The following is a 16,915-nucleotide window of genomic DNA, read 5'->3' on the forward strand; positions in this document are numbered from 1 at the left end:
GCAGGCGTCCTTGATCTCCGCCTGTTGCCACTTCTACGATTCGGACGGGATTTCGCCCGTCATTTCTGAGGCTTACGGGAACGATGCGTTTCGTCTGCGACAGCTGCCGCGCCCAGTACATGATCAGCGACGACAAGGTTGGCCCGAAGGGGGTCAAGCTTCGTTGCAAGAAGTGTGGTCACACCATCCTGGTGAGGCCCGCCGGAGCGTCGGCGGCGAAGGAGGGAGGGGCGGACACCCCCGCGTCCACGGAAGCCAAGAGCGCCACGCCGGACTCCAATGCGCCGCGCATCGTGGAGTCGTCCGGGACGGGGCTGCCCGCCACGCTGGGCACACCGCCTGAAGGCGGCCTCTTCACCGACGTCGAAGAGGACGAGATTGGCGCCGTCTTCGACCAGGTCCTGAGCACGGGCTCGCAGAAGATCCAGGCCCGTGACGCGGAAGCCGAGGCCGTGAAGGCCGCGAAGGCCGAGACGGTGCGCAAGCTCGCCGAGGCCGAGGCCGCCGAGTCCACGATGGACGACGCGAAGGCCGCGTCGCACGAGTGGTACGTCGCCATCGACGAGAAGCAGGTGGGTCCCTGGTCCGTGGAGAAGGTGAAGGACGCCTGGGACCGGGGCGAGGTGGGCCCGGACAACCTCTGCTGGCGTTCGGGGTTCGGCGACTGGATTCCCCTCTCGGAGACGGCGGAGCTGGCGTCGGTGCTGGCGCCGCGCCCCGCGAAGCCGGTCATCGTCGCCCCCGCGCCCGTCACTGCGTCGTCGCCGACGATTCCCGCGGGCCCCGTGGAGTCCGCCTTCAGCGCGGGCAACTCCCGTCCGGGCCTGGGCGGCGCGTCTGCCGCGCCCGAGGAGCCGGTGGGCTGGAAGCCCTCGGCCGCGAGCGTGCTGGCCTCGCTGGTGAAGGAGGAGAACGACGCCCTCACCAAGCCGCCTCCGCGTCCCGCGCCTTCGCTGGAGCGCGAGCCGTTGTCGCAGTCACGTCTCCTGGACGTGCCCATGCCTCCGCCGGAGCCGAAGTCGTCCCCGGCGATGCCCGTGGCCATGATGGGCGCGGCTTCGGGGATGGCCGCGCCCGCGGCCTACGCTCCGCAGCAGCCGGCCTATCCGCAGCAGCCCGTGCAGCAGTATGCGCCGCAGCAGCCGGCCTATCCGCAGCAGCAGGCGCAGATGCCCTACGGGCAGCAGCCCCAGGGCTATCCGCCTCCGGGCTATCCCGCGGCCTATCCGCCGCCGGCGGCAGCGCCCACGGGAGGTGGCAAGGGTCGCACGGGGATGCTGGTCGCGGTGACCGCGGGCGTGCTCGTGATCGCCGGGGCCGCGGTCGTCTACGTCGCGCGAGGCAATTCGTCCGAGCGCCCCGTGGACCCTCCGACCCAGGTCGCTGTCGCGCCGACGCGCCAGCCCGAACTGCCGCCCATGCCTCCGCCCCCCGCGGCGGTGCAGCCCGCGGCCACGCCGACGGCGACCGCGCCGGTCGCGGCGGGAACTCCGGCCGCCGCCGTGGCGGGAGCCCCCGCGGCGGGTACGCCCGTGGCTGCGGGAACGCCTCCCGCGACCGCGCCTGCCGTGGCAGCGGCTCCGGCCGTGGTCACGCCGCCTCCGCCCGCGGTGGTGCAGCCCCCGGCGACGACGCCCAACATGGGGACGGCGGTGGCGAAGCTGGAGCCGCGCACCCAGCGTCGTACGGGGGGCTCTGGCAGCAGTGGCAGCCGGGGTTCCTCGCACGAGGACGACGAAGCCATCACGGTCTCGAAGCCCACCGCAGCGGCGTCCTCGTCGAACTCCGGGGGAGGGGACGACGACTTCGATGAGCTGTTCGGCACGAAGAAGCCCGCCGCCGCCACGAAGCCCGCGACCAAGACGTCGACGGTGTACGTCCCGCCCGAGCCGGGAGGCGGCACGCTGGAGCGCCTGCAGCAGTCGGACATCATGCAGGTGGTGCTGAACAACAAGCCGGCCATCATGAAGTGCGTGAACGAGCAGCGACAGAAGGACCCGTCGCTCAGCGGCAAGCTGGTGATGCGCTGGACGGTCCAGACGAGTGGCAAGACGACCAGCGTGTCGTGCCGCACGGACGAGTTCCGCTCGAGCTACATGGCGACGTGCATCACCGGCATCATCAAGGGGTGGTCCTTCCCGAAGCACCAGAAGCAGGGTGACCCCATCGACTTCCCGTTCACGTTCTGAAGTCAAACAGCGACATTGCCGTCAGGGCTGACGGCGATGTCGCTGCGAAGTGCGCCAGGATTGTGCGCTTTTGTGAACAGTGAATTTCCTCCGGCCTGCTGCGTTGAGAGGTCGGTCAACACTCGTTGACACGTCTGGAGCGAGGGGACTAAAGCCCGCTCGACTTCAAACCCGGGGCCTGGAGTTGTGGCCGGAGGCTCCGGTCGACGTATCCATTCCAGGAGGAAGTTCCGAATGCAGCTTCGCAAGATGATGATGATGCTCGCCGCGGTGAGCACGATGAGCCTGGCCCTGACGGCATGTGGCGATGACGCGACGACGGCGGAGACGTGTTCGTCCGACACCGACTGCGCGTCCGGTTTCTGCAACACGGCGGCGAGCGTGTGCATGGAGACCTGCGAGAGCGCGTCGGACTGCCCCGACACCGAGAAGGAGTGCGCCCCGCTCGCGGGTGCGACCAACACGGCGAAGGTCTGCCAGTGCAAGACCAACCAGCTGTGCAACGAGGATGACTCCACGTCCCTCGTCTGCGGCACGGTGTCCAAGCGCTGCGAGGAGCCCGGAACCGCCACGGGCTGCACCAAGGACGCCGACTGCAGCTCCGGCAACACCTGCGACACGGCCTCCGGTCAGTGCAAGCCTGCCGCGACGACCTGCACCGGCGAGGGCAAGGCGACGTGCGCGTACGGCTCGGCCTGCTACAACAGCACCTGTGCGGCTCCCCCGGCCCCGACCTGCGAGAACTACAACAACTTCTCCAACAAGGCGGCCCTGGGCACCACGGGTCCGATCATCTTCAAGGTTGCGACCACGAGCACCACCACGGACACGGCCTTCTGCGGTGCTTCCACTCCGAAGCGCGTGAAGATCACGATCTCTGCCTACTCGAGCTCCCCCTTCCCGGCCACGTCCGCCGAGCTGAACGGGCTGTTCTACGTCCTGGTGAATGGCACCGCGCAGGCTCCTTCAATCAGCTCTTCTGCGGGCAACTACACGGTCACGGGAACCAACCGTGAGCGCGCGGACATCGTCGCGAACCTCTGCGTGGCCTCGACGAGCACCACCACCTCCCTGGGCTACTACTTCACGGGCGGCAACTTCTACTGCTTCCAGTCCAGCTACTAACGATTGGATGATGAGCGGCTAGGCCCGGGTTCGCCCAGGTCAGACGCAATCGTTCGGAGCCCCGCCCAGGAATCCCGGGGCGGGGCTCTTCGTTTTTCTTGGAGCGGGGACCTTGTCAGCGCCGGTGCCGTTTTCTCAGGTGCTGGCCGGGACGATGAATTTCATTTCGCGCACCCTCGTCTGATTGGGTGCGCGCACGGGCATACCGGCGACTTCAAAAAGGAGACTTCATGCAGTCAAAGAAGCTGATGCGGATGTTCACCCTGGGGTTGGCTCTCGCAGCTCCTGTCGCTTTCGGTGGCGATGCAACCGCCCAGTTGACCTGCCCCGAAGGAACCAAGCAGGCTGGCTCAAAGGCGGATGGTCTATTCTGCCGCAAGCAGGAACTCGCTGGGAGCAGCTTCGTCGCGCACGGTCCCTACCGCTCGTTCCACGCCAATGGGAAGAAGGCGGCAGTGGGGCAGTACTCGAACGGCTTCAAGACGGGAACCTGGTCCTTCTACGACGAGGCCGGCAACGAGTACGGCAAGACGGAGTTCCGTGAGAACAACTACCACGGCAAGCGGTTTCTCTACTTCGCCAGCGGGAAGCCCCAGTTCATCGAGGAGTACCAGAACGGGCTGAAGAACGGCCTGGTGCAGGAGCTGAGCGAGGATGGCAAGGTCGTCCATCAGGCCCGCTTCGAGAACGGCAAGGAAGTCGCGGTCAAGTAGTCAAGGTGTATGCGGCAACGAGGGCCCTTGCCTGCTTCCAGGCTGGGGCCCTTCGCATTGCGGGGCTTTCCCTTGGCGCTCCAGCCAGCTAGGAACAGTCGCGTGAAGGCCCCCTCCCTCGTTCCAGTCCTCTCGGCCATCCCTGTCTGCACCGTGCCGCAGATGGGGTTGCGTGAACTTGAGCGCATCCGGCTCATCCTGCGAGGAGGGTCCGTCATCGACTGGCGGCGCATGCACTTCCAGTCGCGGGATGAGGTGGACCAGTTCCTGCGCCTTTGCCAACTCGACGTGTCGCGGCCCTATGACGATGCCTGGGCCCGGACGGTGCTCGCGGATGCGGTGGAGTACCTTCGGAAGACCTTCGACTACAGGGTCGCGGATGCCGTGGCACAGCCAGCCGAACTCCATGATCTCTTCCTCTTCGCGTCAGGGGCGAAGGGGCTGGCGCGCTACCGGCGGATTGCCTGCATCGTTCTGAAGGTGATGCACGTCATCCAGCACATCGAGGGACGCGATCTACTCTTCCGTCTGGCTGCCTCCGAAGCCGAGTTGGCGGAAATGGTCACGGAGAAGGTGCTGGGCGTTGCCAGGGAGATGCAGGAGCAGGGGCTTCCCGTCGTGGAGTTCGCGCATTCCATCAAGACGCGTGACTCCCTGATCACGAAGCTGATCGCGAAGAAGGAGACGGTGGCAGCCCAGGTTTATGACCGCACACGGTTCCGGGTCATTACCCGCACCCGCGCCGACTTGCTCCCGGTCCTCTACTTCCTGACCCAGCGGCTGTTTCCCTTCAACTTCGTCGTTCCGGGCCAGACGGAGAACACGCTTCTGCCGTTCAAGGGGCTCCTCGCAGAGAACCCCCACTTCGAGCAGTTCATCCCGCAACTCCACCTGGACCGGGACTTCGAGGATCGTGAAGACCGTACGGGGAACGCCTTCTCGGGAAGTTCCTATCAGGTCCTCAATTTCGTCGTGGACCTTCCCCTCCGAATGGACCCGTATCTTCCTCCTCCTGATAGTGACACCCGCCCTCGAAGAGGACGGGTCACCTTTGCATTGGTAGAGTTCCAGATCGCGGATGAGGAAACGGCCCGCCGCAATGAGCTCGGGGACAATGCTCATGAGAGCTACAAGCGCCGACAGAAGCGAAGGGTCCTCAACCGGTTGAGTCGAGGACTCGTCGTACCAAAGCGCCAGGGCTGATGCGCATGGACAGGACTTGAAAACGCAGGCGTTGTTACTGTCGCCAGTCCTGTCCAGTAAAATGATCGTTGCCGCTAGTGGTTGAGGCGGAAAACGTAGACACTTGCGGCCAATGAGTTCTCTTCCGTCCATGCAATCAGCGGCTGGCCGTCTGCATCCAGTGTGGTTGATGGCGCGAAGGCGGGGGTGCCTGTGCCTGTCAGTGCCTGGAGAGGCTGGCCAAATGTCTGCCACTGGTTAGATGTCCAGCGACTGACAAAAATGCTCCTCTCTGAGTTGATGATTCCGCTCCATGCGAGGACATACGGGGCACCAGTGCTCATGCTCAACATGGGAAACATGTTGCCGGTCGCTGTTGAGCTGACGGCTGCTGGAGTGCTCCATGCGCTACCCTCCCATCTGGCCCAATAGACCGAACCCTCTGTCGGCGGATTGCCCTGAGGAACCTCGATCCAGGTGACCCAGGGATTCCCATTGCTGTCGATGGCAACGGATGGGCTGGAGGCATCCGCTCCAAGAAGTTGGTTGCCCAAGGGAAGGGCGCCATTCTTGGCAATGGCAATGCCACGTGTGCCATCACCAGTTCCAGAAAGGTCAAAAATGCTGTAGGCAACGAATGCGTTGGGCCCAGCAGTGGCCGCGGATGGGTCTTGGGCTCGAACGTACTGGCTTGGTATGGGCAATGCCGAAGCCGTCCATGACTGGTTCCCGGCTGCCAATTGGTACGCCCTGATCTCCCCGAAGCCTTCGTCTTGAAAGTTTGCGTACAAACGCAATGCGCCGGTTTCATCAAGGGTGAGGACAGGCTTGCCCAGATATTCATAGCCACCGGACTGAGGGACGGAAATGGCCGGAAGAGCTTCCCAGGATGGCCCAATCCATCTACGGGAGAAAATATCTCGGACCTCGCCATCCCCGGAGAGTTCTTGCCATGCAACGACTGGCCGATTTGCATTGTCAATGAGCAACGTCGGGCGGGTTGCATCCGTGCCCACCGGGCTCATGCCACTCAGGGCTCCCCCCAGCGTGCTCCATGCGGTTCCCGTCCAGCGCGCGACGTAGACATTCTTGGTCGTTCCATCCGACTCAGTCCAGGCAACGACAGGCTGGTTATTTCGGTCCATCTTGAGCACGACGTTCTCTGCAGAGGTCCTTCCGTCGAGTGCGCTAAGCGCTCCACCCAGGGGAATCCAGGTCGGCACCGCGAACGTCCACGTCGGCGCGGCGCCCACGCTGTTGCCTGCCAGGTCCGTAATGATGCCCACGGCAGTCGTGAGATCAACGGACACCGTATCGGGAGCCGCCAGTGGATTGAGAGGCGCAACCGTCAGCGTCTTTCCATCCACGGACAGGCTGACGGCCTTCGAGATGGGGGCACCTGCGCTCGTCGTGAGGCGCACGATTTCGTCAGTCACCGAAAGCGAGTTCATGGGCTCACTGAACGTGACCTGGATGGGCTCGTGCACTCCGACCGCTGCCGCGTTCCTGGCGGGCAGGAAGGAACTCACGGTGGGGGCCGTGCGGTCGACGATGATCGTCCGGGGCGTGCTGAGGAAGGTGGCTCCACCTCGGGTTGCTCGGATCGACACCTGATAGGTGCCCTCCGCCTCCTGGGTCGTGTCCCAGGTGAACGAGTAGGGCGCCCCGCTTGGCTTCGCCAGTACACTGGCGTCTTTCAGAATCTCCACTGCTTCGGCGGAACCTCCTCCCACGGTGAATTGGAGGAGCAGCGGTCCGTTCGTATAGGCCTTGCCGGGCGTCGGGACGACCCAGTTCACGACCAGATCGCCGGCCTTCCCAACTGTAACCGCCAGCGTGGCCTGCTTCGTGACCGCGCCACTCTGGCCCTGGAGCGTCAGGGAATAGGCCCCTGGTGTCGTGGCCGCTCCGATGCTGATGCTCAGCGTCGCACGTGTCTTCCCCGAGGAGAGGGTGAACGGCTGGAGATGGATGCCTTCTGGCGGACCGACGAGGCTCATCGCCACGTCTCCACCCGTTGCCCCCGCCCACATCAGCTGGACCTCGCAATCGAGTGCATCACCGGGAAGCACCTGTTCCTTCGAGGGAACCGCGGTGAACGTGAAGTCGGCATTGGGATCCGGTTGAGAATCGCCCACGGGGTCTTCGATGGGCGGAACTTCGATGCATGCGTGGCTCAAACCTACGCAGCTCAACAGCAACAAGAGTCTCAGGTGGGGCATGGGGGGGCTTTCTGCAAGGGGTGTTCCGGTCGGTCCCGACGGGGAACACTGCCATGGGCGTCCGGCGGACGGGATGGGCGTCCGGCCTCGGATACACAGCTGCCCGCCGCCCCCAGGGTTTCCAGGTGGGGACGCGCGGGCAGGGGGACTTCGGGTGCCGCTGGACGCGGGCTACTTCTTCTTGCGGTTCTTCTTCTTGTTCTCCTTCTCCTTCTTGCGCCGCTCCTTGATGGCGTCGCGATCGTCCGGCTTGCCCACGGGCGGAGGCGCGTAGCCCATCAGGCGGGCCTTGGCCATCGCGGCCTGGCCCATGGGGGGCGTGTAGCCCGGGGCGATCTGCGGCAGCTGCATGGGCATGCCTCCCATCCCCGCCATGGCCTTCTCCAGCATCTTCGGGTCCTTCCCGAACATGCTGCCCAGGTCCATGTTCTTCATCTGGCCCAGCTGCCCCAGCTGCTTGAAGCCGGGGATGCGGCCCAGCAGGCCCGGGTTCTGCCCGATGGTGCCCATCACCTGCTGCATCATCCCGAACTTCTGCAGGAGCTCGCGCACCTCTTCCGGCTTGCGACCGCTGCCCTTCGAGATGCGGTTGATGCGGCTGGCGTTGATGAGGTCCGGACGCAGGCGCTCCTTCGCCGTCATCGAGTCGTACATCGCCTCGATCTTCGTGAGCTCTTTCTCGTCCGGGTTCAGGTGCTCGGTGAGGTCTCCGAAGAGGGGGAACTTCTCCAGCAGGTCCTTCAGCGGCCCCATGCGGCGGACCATGCGGATCTGCTCGACGAAGTCCTTCATCGAGAACTGGCCGGACAACAGCTTGCGCGCGTCGTCCTCGGCCTTCTTCTCGTCGACGACCTTCTCGAAGTCCTTCATCAGGCCGACGATGTCGCCGAAGCCCAGGATGCGGCCCGCGAGGCCCTCCGGACGGAACTCCTCCAGCTTGTCCATCGACTCGCCCATGCCGAGGAACTTGATGGGCTTGCCCGTCACTTCCTTGATGGACAACGCCGCGCCACCACGCGCGTCACCGTCCAGCTTCGTCAGGATGAAGCCGTCCAGCGTCAGGCGCCGGTCGAACTCGGCCGCCGTGCGCACCGAGTCCTGGCCAATCATCGCGTCGCACACCAACAGGATGGTGTCCGGCTGCACGTTGGACTTGATGGCCTCCAGCTCCGTCATCAGCGTCTCGTCGATGGCGAGCCGACCGGCGGTGTCGATGAGCACCACGTCGCACTTCTGCTCGCGCGCGGCCGCGTAGCCCCGCTTCGCCAGCTCCGGCGGCTGGATGCCGGGCTCGAAGTACACGGGGACCTTCAGCCGCTCTCCCAGCACCTTGAGCTGGTCCACGGCGGCCGGACGGTAGATGTCCGCGGCGACCAGCAACGGCTTGCGCCCTTCCTGAAGGAGCCGGCTGGCGAGCTTGCCCGTCGTCGTCGTCTTACCGGAGCCCTGGAGGCCCACCATCATGATGCCGGACAGCTGGCCCTTCGGCTTCAGGTGGAGGCTCGTGTCCACCGGGCCCATCAGGGCTTCCAGCTCGTCGTGGCAGATCTTGATGAAGTGGTCCATCGCGCTCACGCGGCGCTTCTGGCCCCCTGCGTCCGTGACGGTGGTCTGCACCACCTCGCCCACGGCCTTCTCGCGGACGCGGGCGACGAACTTCTTCACCACGTCGAAGGCGACGTCCGCCTCCAACAACGAAACCCGGATGTCTCGCAGCGACTCGTCCACCAGGTCGGGGGTGAGTTCGCTCTTGCCGGCGAGGCGGTTCTTGGCGGCCCGGAAGCCCTTGGTGACGGTCTCAAGCATGGGGGGCGCTTTATAACAGGGGCCCGCCGGATGCGACGCTCTCGGAAGCCCCGGCCGTCCAGCAGTGGAGGAATCAAGGGACTTCCCCCACCATTCAAGGGCTTCGGAAGCCCCCAGGCCCCTCGGGAGGGCCCGCCAGCGCCCCGTTTCCGGGCCGTCCGGCGGGGCTGGCACTCCGTTCGGGGGGCTGGGGCCCGTTCCTCGCCAGGGGCCTGCGCCCTGGGAGGACGTCCGAACCCGCGCTCTTCATGCGCATGCGGGTGGGGTCACGAGGACCGGCCGTCCCACCGTGCGCGCCATGAGGCGGGATGATGTAGCTTGTCGATGCGGTGAGAGCACGAGTGGCGGAACTGGCAGACGCAGCGGACTTAAAATCCGCTGACTCGCAAGGGTCGTCCGGGTTCGATCCCCGGCTCGTGCATTCACGCCCCCGCCTGCCCTCCGCGTCACTCAGGGGACGACGGCGGCGCAGTCGGTTCCGCAGGCGAAGGTCGCCGAAGTGCAGGCCCGGTCCGTGAGGCAGGCGTCACACATGTCTGCCTTTCGCTTGTAGTCGTCATCGTCGTTCGCGTTGTCCCGGCAGCGGCTCTCGCACGCGGAGGTGTCGTAGTTGCTGTCGTAGCAGGAGGCATAGCGGTCGCAGATGGAGTGACAGTCGATCGCGGCGTCCACGCCGCAGCCCACCATTCCCGTCACTGCCATTGCCGCGACGAACAGCATCTTCAGATGCCTGGTCATGCTTGCTCCAGAGGATTTGAGGGAAGGCGAAAAGGACCGCGCACTCGGGGTGTCAGGGCGCTTCGTTTTCGTGTGCCGGAAGCTAGGGACGACGTGAGGAGTGTCAAGTGCACTGCACATCGAATCCTCCCGGGCCTCGCTCAAAGGTTGTGGGGGCGGGCGTGGGCGTTCCTGGCTACGCTTGGCGGTATGACGGGTCCGCAACCAAGAACCTGTGCGGCGTGTCAGCGCGTCCTGGCGGCCCACGAGGTGTACTACCGCTTCAGCCTGGTGCTCGAAGGGGAGCAGGACCTGCTCGACCCTGCTGGCGAGGCGGAGGGCGGACGCGGCGATGCGCTCGCGGAGCTCGTCCAGCGGCTGGAGGCCGGGTCGGAGGACTCCAGCGAGCTGGAGGCGCAGGTGCACTGGGAGCGCACCGGGGTGGCGTGCGCCGAGTGCCGCTCCGTGGCGGTCCGGATGCTGACCCCCGCCGCGAAGGACGCCGGACCGCACTGACGGCCGGAGCTATTCCTTCATCACCCCGGCGGCCTTCAGCAACTTCACCATGCTCCCGGCCTGCTCGTGGCCCTTGGCCTCCAGTGCGAGCAGTTGCTGGCCCAGCTTCGGGGTGTACGCGTCCAGCAGTGCTCGCTTCAGCGCCTCCTGGTCCTGGCCCCATTGTTCCAGCGCCTGGGGTAGGAACTTCGCAGCCCTCGGGTCCTTCAAGCGCACCAGCGCCGCGGTGGCGGTCGCCTGCGCGTGAGGGCAACGCTGCGCAATCGCATACGCGGTCTCCGCCGCCTCCTTCGTCCCCAGGTATCCCAGCAGCGACATCTCGTTCTGCCCGGTGCTGTTGCGGCAGAACAGCAGCCGGTCGAGGGCGGCCCTGACGTCTGGATTGCCCTGGCGCATGGCGGCCTCGACCTCCTCCCGGCTCCAGTAGCCCCTCTCTTCCTTCCAGGTCACCTTCAGCGGCCCGCTGTGGCCGGGAGGGCCTTCGCGGCGTCAGTGGATCCGCATCGCGAACTTGCCCAGGTGGTGCTTGCGCACCTCCTGCTGCGCCTTGGCGGCCTCTTCCATCGCGTAGAGGTGACCGATCTCCAGATGGAAGGGGCCCGCTTCGATGAGCTCGTTGATCCGCTGCAGGGCTTGCGGATGGGCGATGCCATCGTAGGCGATGACCTTGACGCTCCCGGAGCCCTTCGGAGGAGGCACCACGCCGTTCGGGTGCGCGATGCGCCCTCCCTGGCGGACGTGCTTGAGCGCGACCTCGCAGGTGTCCCCGCTCGCCAGCACCAACGCGCCGTCGAAGCCGTCCGGCGCGAACTCACGGCAGGCCTTGTCCACGTCTCCCTGGCGGCCCTCGACGACCGCGTCCGCGCCGAGCCGACGGGCCAGCTCCACCCCGTCCTCGCCCGAAGCGATCGCCAACACCTGGGCTCCCAGTCTCTTGGCGAACTGTAGGGCGAGGTGTCCCACGCCGCCGCTGGCGCCGAAGATGAGCAGGCGTTGGCCTGCCTTGAGCTGGAGGTGCTCTTCAACGCCTTGCAGCGCGGTGATGCCATCCGCCGCGAGGGCCGCTGCCTGCTCGATCTTCAGGCCCTTGGGAATCCGTGCCGCCTGCCGCGCCTTCACCACGGTGAACTGCGCGTAGAAGCCTCCCTTGTTGCTGTTGAACGCGGTGCCGTAGACGCGGTCGCCCTCCTTGAAGCCCTGCACGGCCTTGCCCACCGCGACCACCTCTCCCGCGCCGTCGGTGCCGGGGATGTAGGGGAAGCGCGGGCCTCCTGGGACAAATTCGGCCATCTGTCCTTCGCGCTCCATGAAATCCCAGGCGCCGACTCCGGCGACCGCGACGCGGATGAGGAGCTCGTCGTCACCGCAGGTGGGAACGGACACGGTCTTGATGCCGAGGACCTCGGGGCCGCCAAAATGGTCGAGCGCCGCGGCCTTCATCGTGTCGGGAATGGACGGGGGCATGCTGTGACTCCTTTCGGGTAAAGCCAGACTCCCCGAAACGGTGCGCACTCCCCGCGTGAGCGTCAGGGGCTGCTTCCTTCGCACCTTGAACGCACGCTCGTGCCCGAGCGGTCGTGCCCCCGCTCGCCTTCAGTTCAGCAGCTGCATGAGATCCGCGCGCGTGAGCGCGGCGCCTCCTCCCGAGGCTCCTCCGAGCGCGGCTTCGAAGAGGGCGCGCTTCTTGTCCTGGAGGAGGAGGATCTTCTCCTCCACCGTGCCCTGGGACACCATCCGGTACACCATCACCGGTCGCTGCTGCCCGATGCGGTGCGCGCGGTCCGCGGCCTGCGCCTCCACGGACGGGTTCCACCAGGGGTCCACCAGGAAGACGTGATCCGCTGCCGTGAGGTTGAGCCCCGTGGCTCCCGCCTTCAGCGAGATGAGCATCACCGGCGGGCCCTTCTCGTCCTGGAAGGACGCGGCCACCGCGCCCCGGTTCGCCGTGCCGCCATCCAACCGGATGAACCCGATGCCTGCTTCTTTCAGCGCGGGCTCGATGAGGTCCAACATCGACGTCCACTGCGAGAACACGAGCGCCTTGTGCCCGTCGTCCGCCGCCGTGCCGAGCGCCTCCACCAGCGCCTGCACCTTCGAGGACGTCTTCGCCTGCTGCCCCGGCACCAGCGCGGGATGGCAGGCCGCCTGCCGCAGCCTGAGCAGCGCCTCCAGCGCCTTCAGCACGCTGCCGCCCTCCTCGAGCTGCGACACGACCTCCTCGCGCGTCGCGGCGTGGACCGCGTCGTAGACGGCGCGCTCCTGCTCCGTGAGCGTGACGTGCCGCACGGCCTCGGTGCGCGGCGGCAGGTCGGGCGCCACGTCGCGCTTGAGCCTGCGCAGCACGAAGGGACGAATCCTCGCGCGCAGCTGCTCGGCGGCTCCCTTCTGGTTCTCCGACACCGGCCGCGACCAGCGCTCCTCGAAGGCCTTGCGTCCGCCCAGGAGCCCCCGGTTGGTGAAGTGCATCAGGCTCCACAGCTCCTCGAGCCGGTTCTCGATGGGCGTGCCGCTGAGCGCCAGCCGGAAGCCCGCGTCCAGCTCGTAGGCCGCTCGCGCGACCTGGCTGTCCGGGTTCTTGATGGCCTGCGCTTCGTCCAACACCACCGTGTCCCACGTCTTCGCGCCCAGGATGGCCGCATCCAGGCGCAGGAGCGCGTACGTGGTGAGCGTCACGTCGGCCGTCTCGTCCAGGGTCCGGCCCACGCCGTGGTAGACGGCCACCTTCAGCGACGGGCGGAAGCGCTTCACCTCCGCCTCCCAGTTGGGGAGCACGCTCGTGGGCGCCACGATGAGCGTCCCAGGGCCCACCGTGCAGAGGGTCTGCAGGGTCTTGCCCAGGCCCATGTCGTCCGCGAGCACGCCTCCCAGCCCCGCCTGTCGCAGGAAGGTGAGCCAGCTCACGCCCTGCAGCTGGTAGGGGCGCAGCGTCGCGGTGAGGTCCTTGGGGAGGCGCGGCTCGGGGAGCTTCTCGAAGCCCTGCACCAGCGGAGCGAGTCGCTCCAGGCCGGGCGGGGCAGGGTGCTCCAGCGCGTCGCACAGCCCGGTGAGCTGGGGGATGGCGTGGTTGGCGATGCGCCCGTCCGTCTCGCGCGCGGCGAGCAGGTCCGTCACGCGCTGCCCATGGGCCTTCAGCCAGCCCGTGGGCAACGGCGCCCATCCGCCGCCCTCCAGCGGCACCAGCCCCAAGCCCTCTTCCCAGGCTCGCATCACCGCGCCAGCGTCCACCGAGCGCGTCACGCCGGGCCCCAGGCCTTCGACCTGGAAGTCGAGCGAGAAGCCCACGCGGGGCACGCCGGCCTCGGTGGTGGTCGTGTCCAGCGTGAGCGTGGGCCGCAGCTTCACGTCGGGGCTGACCACGCCCGCCGCGTCGCCCGTGAGGCCGCCCCTCCAGCGCCGCAGCTTGTCCGCGAGCTGCACCGCGTCCTTGCCGTGGACCGTCACGCGCCGGCCCGGCGCCATGTTCAGCTCGTCCCGCAGCTGGTGGATCAGCTTCGTCTCGGTGGCCTCGTCGCGCACGGGGGCGGCGCCCTGGAGGTACACCATGCGCCCGTTGTCGATGCGCGCGGTGGGCGGTGAGCCGTACACCAGCGTGGGCAGCACGGAGAGCCCCGCGTCGAGCTTGTCGAGCTCCAGCGAGATGCGCGGCTTGAGCGTCCGGTCGATGGGTGGCAGCCGCCGGCTCTTCACGTCCACCGGCATCCGCCGCGCGAAGTCCGGCAACACCTTGCCCGTCAGATCCGCCAGCTGATCCGCGGAGAAGACCCGCTCCTGCGGCAGGTTCTCCAGCCGCGCGCCGGTGAGGGTCTGTTCGCCCAGCCGGCAGAGCGTGCCCGCGCACAGCGCGACGCCGGGGCTGACCAGCTCGGTGATGCGCGGATCCTTCTCCACCTTGAGCACCGTCTGCTCGCCCCGGTCCTCCACGGTGACGCGCGGGAGGAGGGGCTCGTTCGAGACGGACACCAACACTCCGTCGAAGAGCACCGTGCGCGCCTTCTCCAGCACGTGCAGCAGGGCGTCCAGCCGGCTCGTGGGGAGCGCGCCCTTCGTGGGCTGCGCCAGCAGCTTGTCCGCGAGCAGGTCGCAGGGCTCCACCTGGATGCGCGCTGCTTCCACGGGGTTGTTCAGGAGGGACGTCAGGCTGCGGGCCAGGAGGCGCGCGGTGTTGTCCGGACGCACCACCAGGCGCTCCAGCTGGAGGCCTCCGTCCACGCGCTTGAAGCGGTACACCATGCGCTCCGGCTTCGGCGCGGTGCCGGGTCGCACGGCATTGGGGGCGGTGCCAGGGCGTGCGGCCGTGGGCGCGGTGCCGGGGCGGGCCGGGGACGGCGGCACGCGGCGGCCTTCGGCCTGGTGGAGGAAGAAGGCGGCCGCGATCACGTGCTCACAGGGGTCGTGCTTGCCGCGACAGTCGCACTCCCAGATTTCGTCCTCCGGGTAGAGCACGGACTTCACGGGCGCGGGACGACCTGGCACGCGCACGCGCACCACGGTCTCCTCCTCACCCACGGAGAGCACCGAGACGGCCCCCGCGCGAGCGAGCGCCATGCCGGCAGACCAGGTCTCCGGGCGGGTCTCTTCCCGGAGGGCATCGAGCAGTTCCGCGAGCGCCGACATACGAGGACCGGTTCCCTAGTCCCCCGTCGCACTCCACGCAACATCACGGCGGGAGTGGAGGACATCCGCACCCGGAGTGTCCGTGGAGCCCTCCGCTGTAACGCGGGCCGATACACCCCCGCGCTCCCCTGTAACCCACCGCGCTACAGCCGCCGGGATCGCCGTGTCACCCGGCGCTGCGCCTCCGAGCGGAGCCGGGCTGGCGCGGTGCGTGGCGTGGCAGGTGCAAGGCGCTCCTGCTCCCCCGTTGCGAACGAAGCACGCCGTCCTTGGGTCGGGTTTCGTGGAGGCTTCCGGATGCGCGTGCCCTGGTCCATCGCTGGCATCTCCGCCGGAGCGCTGCTCGTCGGCGCCGCGTGGGCCACCGTCATCCGCCGTCCCGAGCCCCTCCTTCTGGGCGCACTGCCTCCCGTCGTCCTTCCCGGCGTGGAGCGCTCCGGCGGCGCCACCACCGTGACGGATCCGGGCCGCAACGCCTTCGGGCGCGCGCCCATGAACATGCCGCGCTCGCGCTGGCCGGACTTCTACGCCGGCAAGGGCGTCTTCGACCGCGACTGGAGCGAGGCCGGCAGGGGCCCCGTCCTCGTGGGCCCGCTCTTCAGCGCCTCCTCCTGCATGACCTGCCACGTGAAGGACGGCCGGGGTCAGCCGCCGGCCTCGCCTTCCGAAGCGCCCGTCTCGCTGGTGTTCCAGTTGAGCGCGCCCGAGGGTGCGGGTCCCCATCCGTTGTACGGCGGCCAGCTCGACGCGCACGCCCTGGAGGGCCACGTGCCCGAGGGCCATGTCCGCGTTGAGTTCGAGGAGACGCGCGGCACGTTCGCCACCGGCGAGCCGTACTCGCTCGTGCGTCCGCGCTACCAGTTCCAGGGGCTCGTTCATGGCCCGCTGGGCGACGGGGCCCCCGTGTCCGCTCGCGTGTCGCCCGTGAACTTTGGATTGGGCTTGCTGGAGGCCCTTCCCGAAGCGGCCATCCTCGCCCGGGCCGACCCCGAGGACCGCGACCACGACGGCATCTCCGGCCGCGCCAACCAGGTGCTGGACGTGGAGACCGGCGCCACCCGGCTGGGCCGCTTCGGATGGAAGGCCAACCAGCCCACGCTGCGACAGCAGGTGGCGCATGCGCTCCTCGCGGACATGGGGCTCACCACGACCCTGTATCCCCTTGAGCAGGGGCGGGACGCTCCCGGTGCGCCGGAGGTGACTCCGGACGACCTGGAACAGTTGATGATCTACATGCGCCTCGTGGCCGTGCCGAAGCGGCGCGACTGGGAGGCCCCCGAGGTGCAGCGCGGCCACGCCGTGTTCCGCGCCATCGGGTGCGCGGCCTGCCACATCGACACGCCCCAGGAGACGGGGACCGTGGAGGGCTTCGACGAGGTGTCCGGTCAGGTCCTCTACACCTACACGGACCTGTTGCTGCACGACCTGGGCGAGGACCTGGCGGATGGGCGCCCGGATGGGCTCGCCACGGGCCAGGAGTGGCGCACGCCTCCCCTGTGGGGCATCGGGCTGGTGGAGGTCGTCAACAAGCACACGCGCTTCCTGCATGACGGCCGGGCGCGCAACCTGGAGGAAGCCGTGCTCTGGCACGGGGGCGAGGCGGCTCCGGCGCAGGCGCGCTATGTGCGGCTGCCCCGGGAGGACCGGGCCGCGCTGCTGGCGTTCCTCAAGTCGCTCTAGCGTCGACAGGGGTACAGCCCCTGTCCCCCCGTCCGACCAGCGGCCAGGAGGCCCGCCGCCTGGAGGAGACTTCCGTCGTCCTGGACCCCGAAACGGTGGACGGGGCGGATCCTTGGGCTAGCCTGCGGGCCCCCTTCATGCAGCCCCACGC

Annotated in this window: 12 protein-coding genes and 1 tRNA gene; 7 read left to right on the plus strand and 6 right to left on the minus strand. The window is 67.6% G+C overall.

What is annotated here, in order from left to right; genetic code table 11:
- Positions 1–83 precede the first annotated feature (83 nt).
- The 4 genes from gltJ (at position 84) to D7V97_RS03795 (ending at position 5,230) form a co-directional block, all read left to right on the plus strand.
- Positions 84–2,189 (plus strand): adventurous gliding motility protein GltJ, encoded by a 2,106-nt coding sequence (gene gltJ, locus D7V97_RS03780; protein ID WP_120609203.1) that lies wholly within the window; start codon positions 84–86, stop codon positions 2,187–2,189.
- A gap of 234 nt (positions 2,190–2,423) precedes the next feature.
- A complete protein-coding gene (locus D7V97_RS03785) occupies positions 2,424–3,314 on the plus strand; it encodes a hypothetical protein (protein WP_120609204.1) in 891 nt (296 codons plus the stop codon).
- Between the two features lie 230 nt (positions 3,315–3,544).
- The gene (locus D7V97_RS03790; RefSeq protein ID WP_120609205.1) at positions 3,545–4,027 is read left to right on the plus strand and encodes a toxin-antitoxin system YwqK family antitoxin; all 483 of its coding nucleotides are present in this window, start codon (positions 3,545–3,547) and stop codon (positions 4,025–4,027) included.
- Positions 4,028–4,129: 102 nt separating this feature from the next.
- Positions 4,130–5,230 carry a TIGR04552 family protein gene (locus tag D7V97_RS03795; RefSeq protein WP_199728691.1) on the plus strand — a complete coding sequence of 367 codons (1,101 nt, stop codon included), beginning with the start codon at positions 4,130–4,132 and terminating at the stop codon, positions 5,228–5,230.
- Positions 5,231–5,304: 74 nt separating this feature from the next.
- Here D7V97_RS03795 and D7V97_RS03800 read toward each other — a convergent pair whose 3' ends face one another.
- Both D7V97_RS03800 and ffh read right to left on the minus strand, forming a co-directional pair.
- Positions 5,305–7,431, minus strand: a complete 2,127-nt coding sequence (locus tag D7V97_RS03800; RefSeq protein ID WP_120609206.1) for an Ig-like domain-containing protein — start codon at positions 7,429–7,431, stop codon at positions 5,305–5,307.
- Positions 7,432–7,602: 171 nt separating this feature from the next.
- Entirely contained in the window at positions 7,603–9,237 is a 1,635-nt protein-coding gene (gene ffh / locus D7V97_RS03805) for a signal recognition particle protein (protein WP_120609207.1), read from the minus strand.
- A gap of 335 nt (positions 9,238–9,572) precedes the next feature.
- On the opposite strand from ffh, the gene D7V97_RS03810 reads away from it, so the two are divergent.
- Positions 9,573–9,658 (plus strand) — tRNA-Leu (locus D7V97_RS03810).
- A 29-nt stretch (positions 9,659–9,687) separates the two neighbouring features.
- Here D7V97_RS03810 and D7V97_RS03815 read toward each other — a convergent pair.
- The gene (locus tag D7V97_RS03815) at positions 9,688–9,975 is read right to left on the minus strand and encodes a hypothetical protein (protein ID WP_120609208.1); all 288 of its coding nucleotides are present in this window, start codon (positions 9,973–9,975) and stop codon (positions 9,688–9,690) included.
- Positions 9,976–10,164: 189 nt separating this feature from the next.
- On the opposite strand from D7V97_RS03815, the gene D7V97_RS03820 reads away from it, so the two are divergent.
- Positions 10,165–10,470 carry a hypothetical protein gene (locus tag D7V97_RS03820; protein WP_120609209.1) on the plus strand — a complete coding sequence of 102 codons (306 nt, stop codon included), beginning with the start codon at positions 10,165–10,167 and terminating at the stop codon, positions 10,468–10,470.
- 9 nt (positions 10,471–10,479) lie between these two features.
- Here the strand turns inward: D7V97_RS03820 and D7V97_RS03825 are convergent, their stop codons facing one another.
- The 3 genes from D7V97_RS03825 to D7V97_RS03835 all read right to left on the minus strand — a co-directional run bounded on the left by D7V97_RS03825 (position 10,480) and on the right by D7V97_RS03835 (position 15,084).
- Positions 10,480–10,866, minus strand: a complete 387-nt coding sequence (locus D7V97_RS03825) for a hypothetical protein (RefSeq protein WP_147444676.1) — start codon at positions 10,864–10,866, stop codon at positions 10,480–10,482.
- A gap of 93 nt (positions 10,867–10,959) precedes the next feature.
- Positions 10,960–11,934 (minus strand): NADP-dependent oxidoreductase, encoded by a 975-nt coding sequence (locus tag D7V97_RS03830; protein ID WP_199728692.1) that lies wholly within the window; start codon positions 11,932–11,934, stop codon positions 10,960–10,962.
- Between the two features lie 129 nt (positions 11,935–12,063).
- Positions 12,064–15,084 carry a DEAD/DEAH box helicase gene (locus D7V97_RS03835; RefSeq protein WP_120609211.1) on the minus strand — a complete coding sequence of 1,007 codons (3,021 nt, stop codon included), beginning with the start codon at positions 15,082–15,084 and terminating at the stop codon, positions 12,064–12,066.
- 297 nt (positions 15,085–15,381) lie between these two features.
- On the opposite strand from D7V97_RS03835, the gene D7V97_RS03840 reads away from it, so the two are divergent.
- On the plus strand, positions 15,382–16,764 hold the full coding sequence (locus D7V97_RS03840; RefSeq protein ID WP_120609212.1) for a di-heme oxidoredictase family protein: 1,383 nt from the start codon (positions 15,382–15,384) through the stop codon (positions 16,762–16,764).
- Positions 16,765–16,915: the final 151 nt, after the last annotated feature.

This window comes from Corallococcus sp. CA053C (assembly GCF_003611675.1).
Classification (GTDB): domain Bacteria; phylum Myxococcota; class Myxococcia; order Myxococcales; family Myxococcaceae; genus Corallococcus.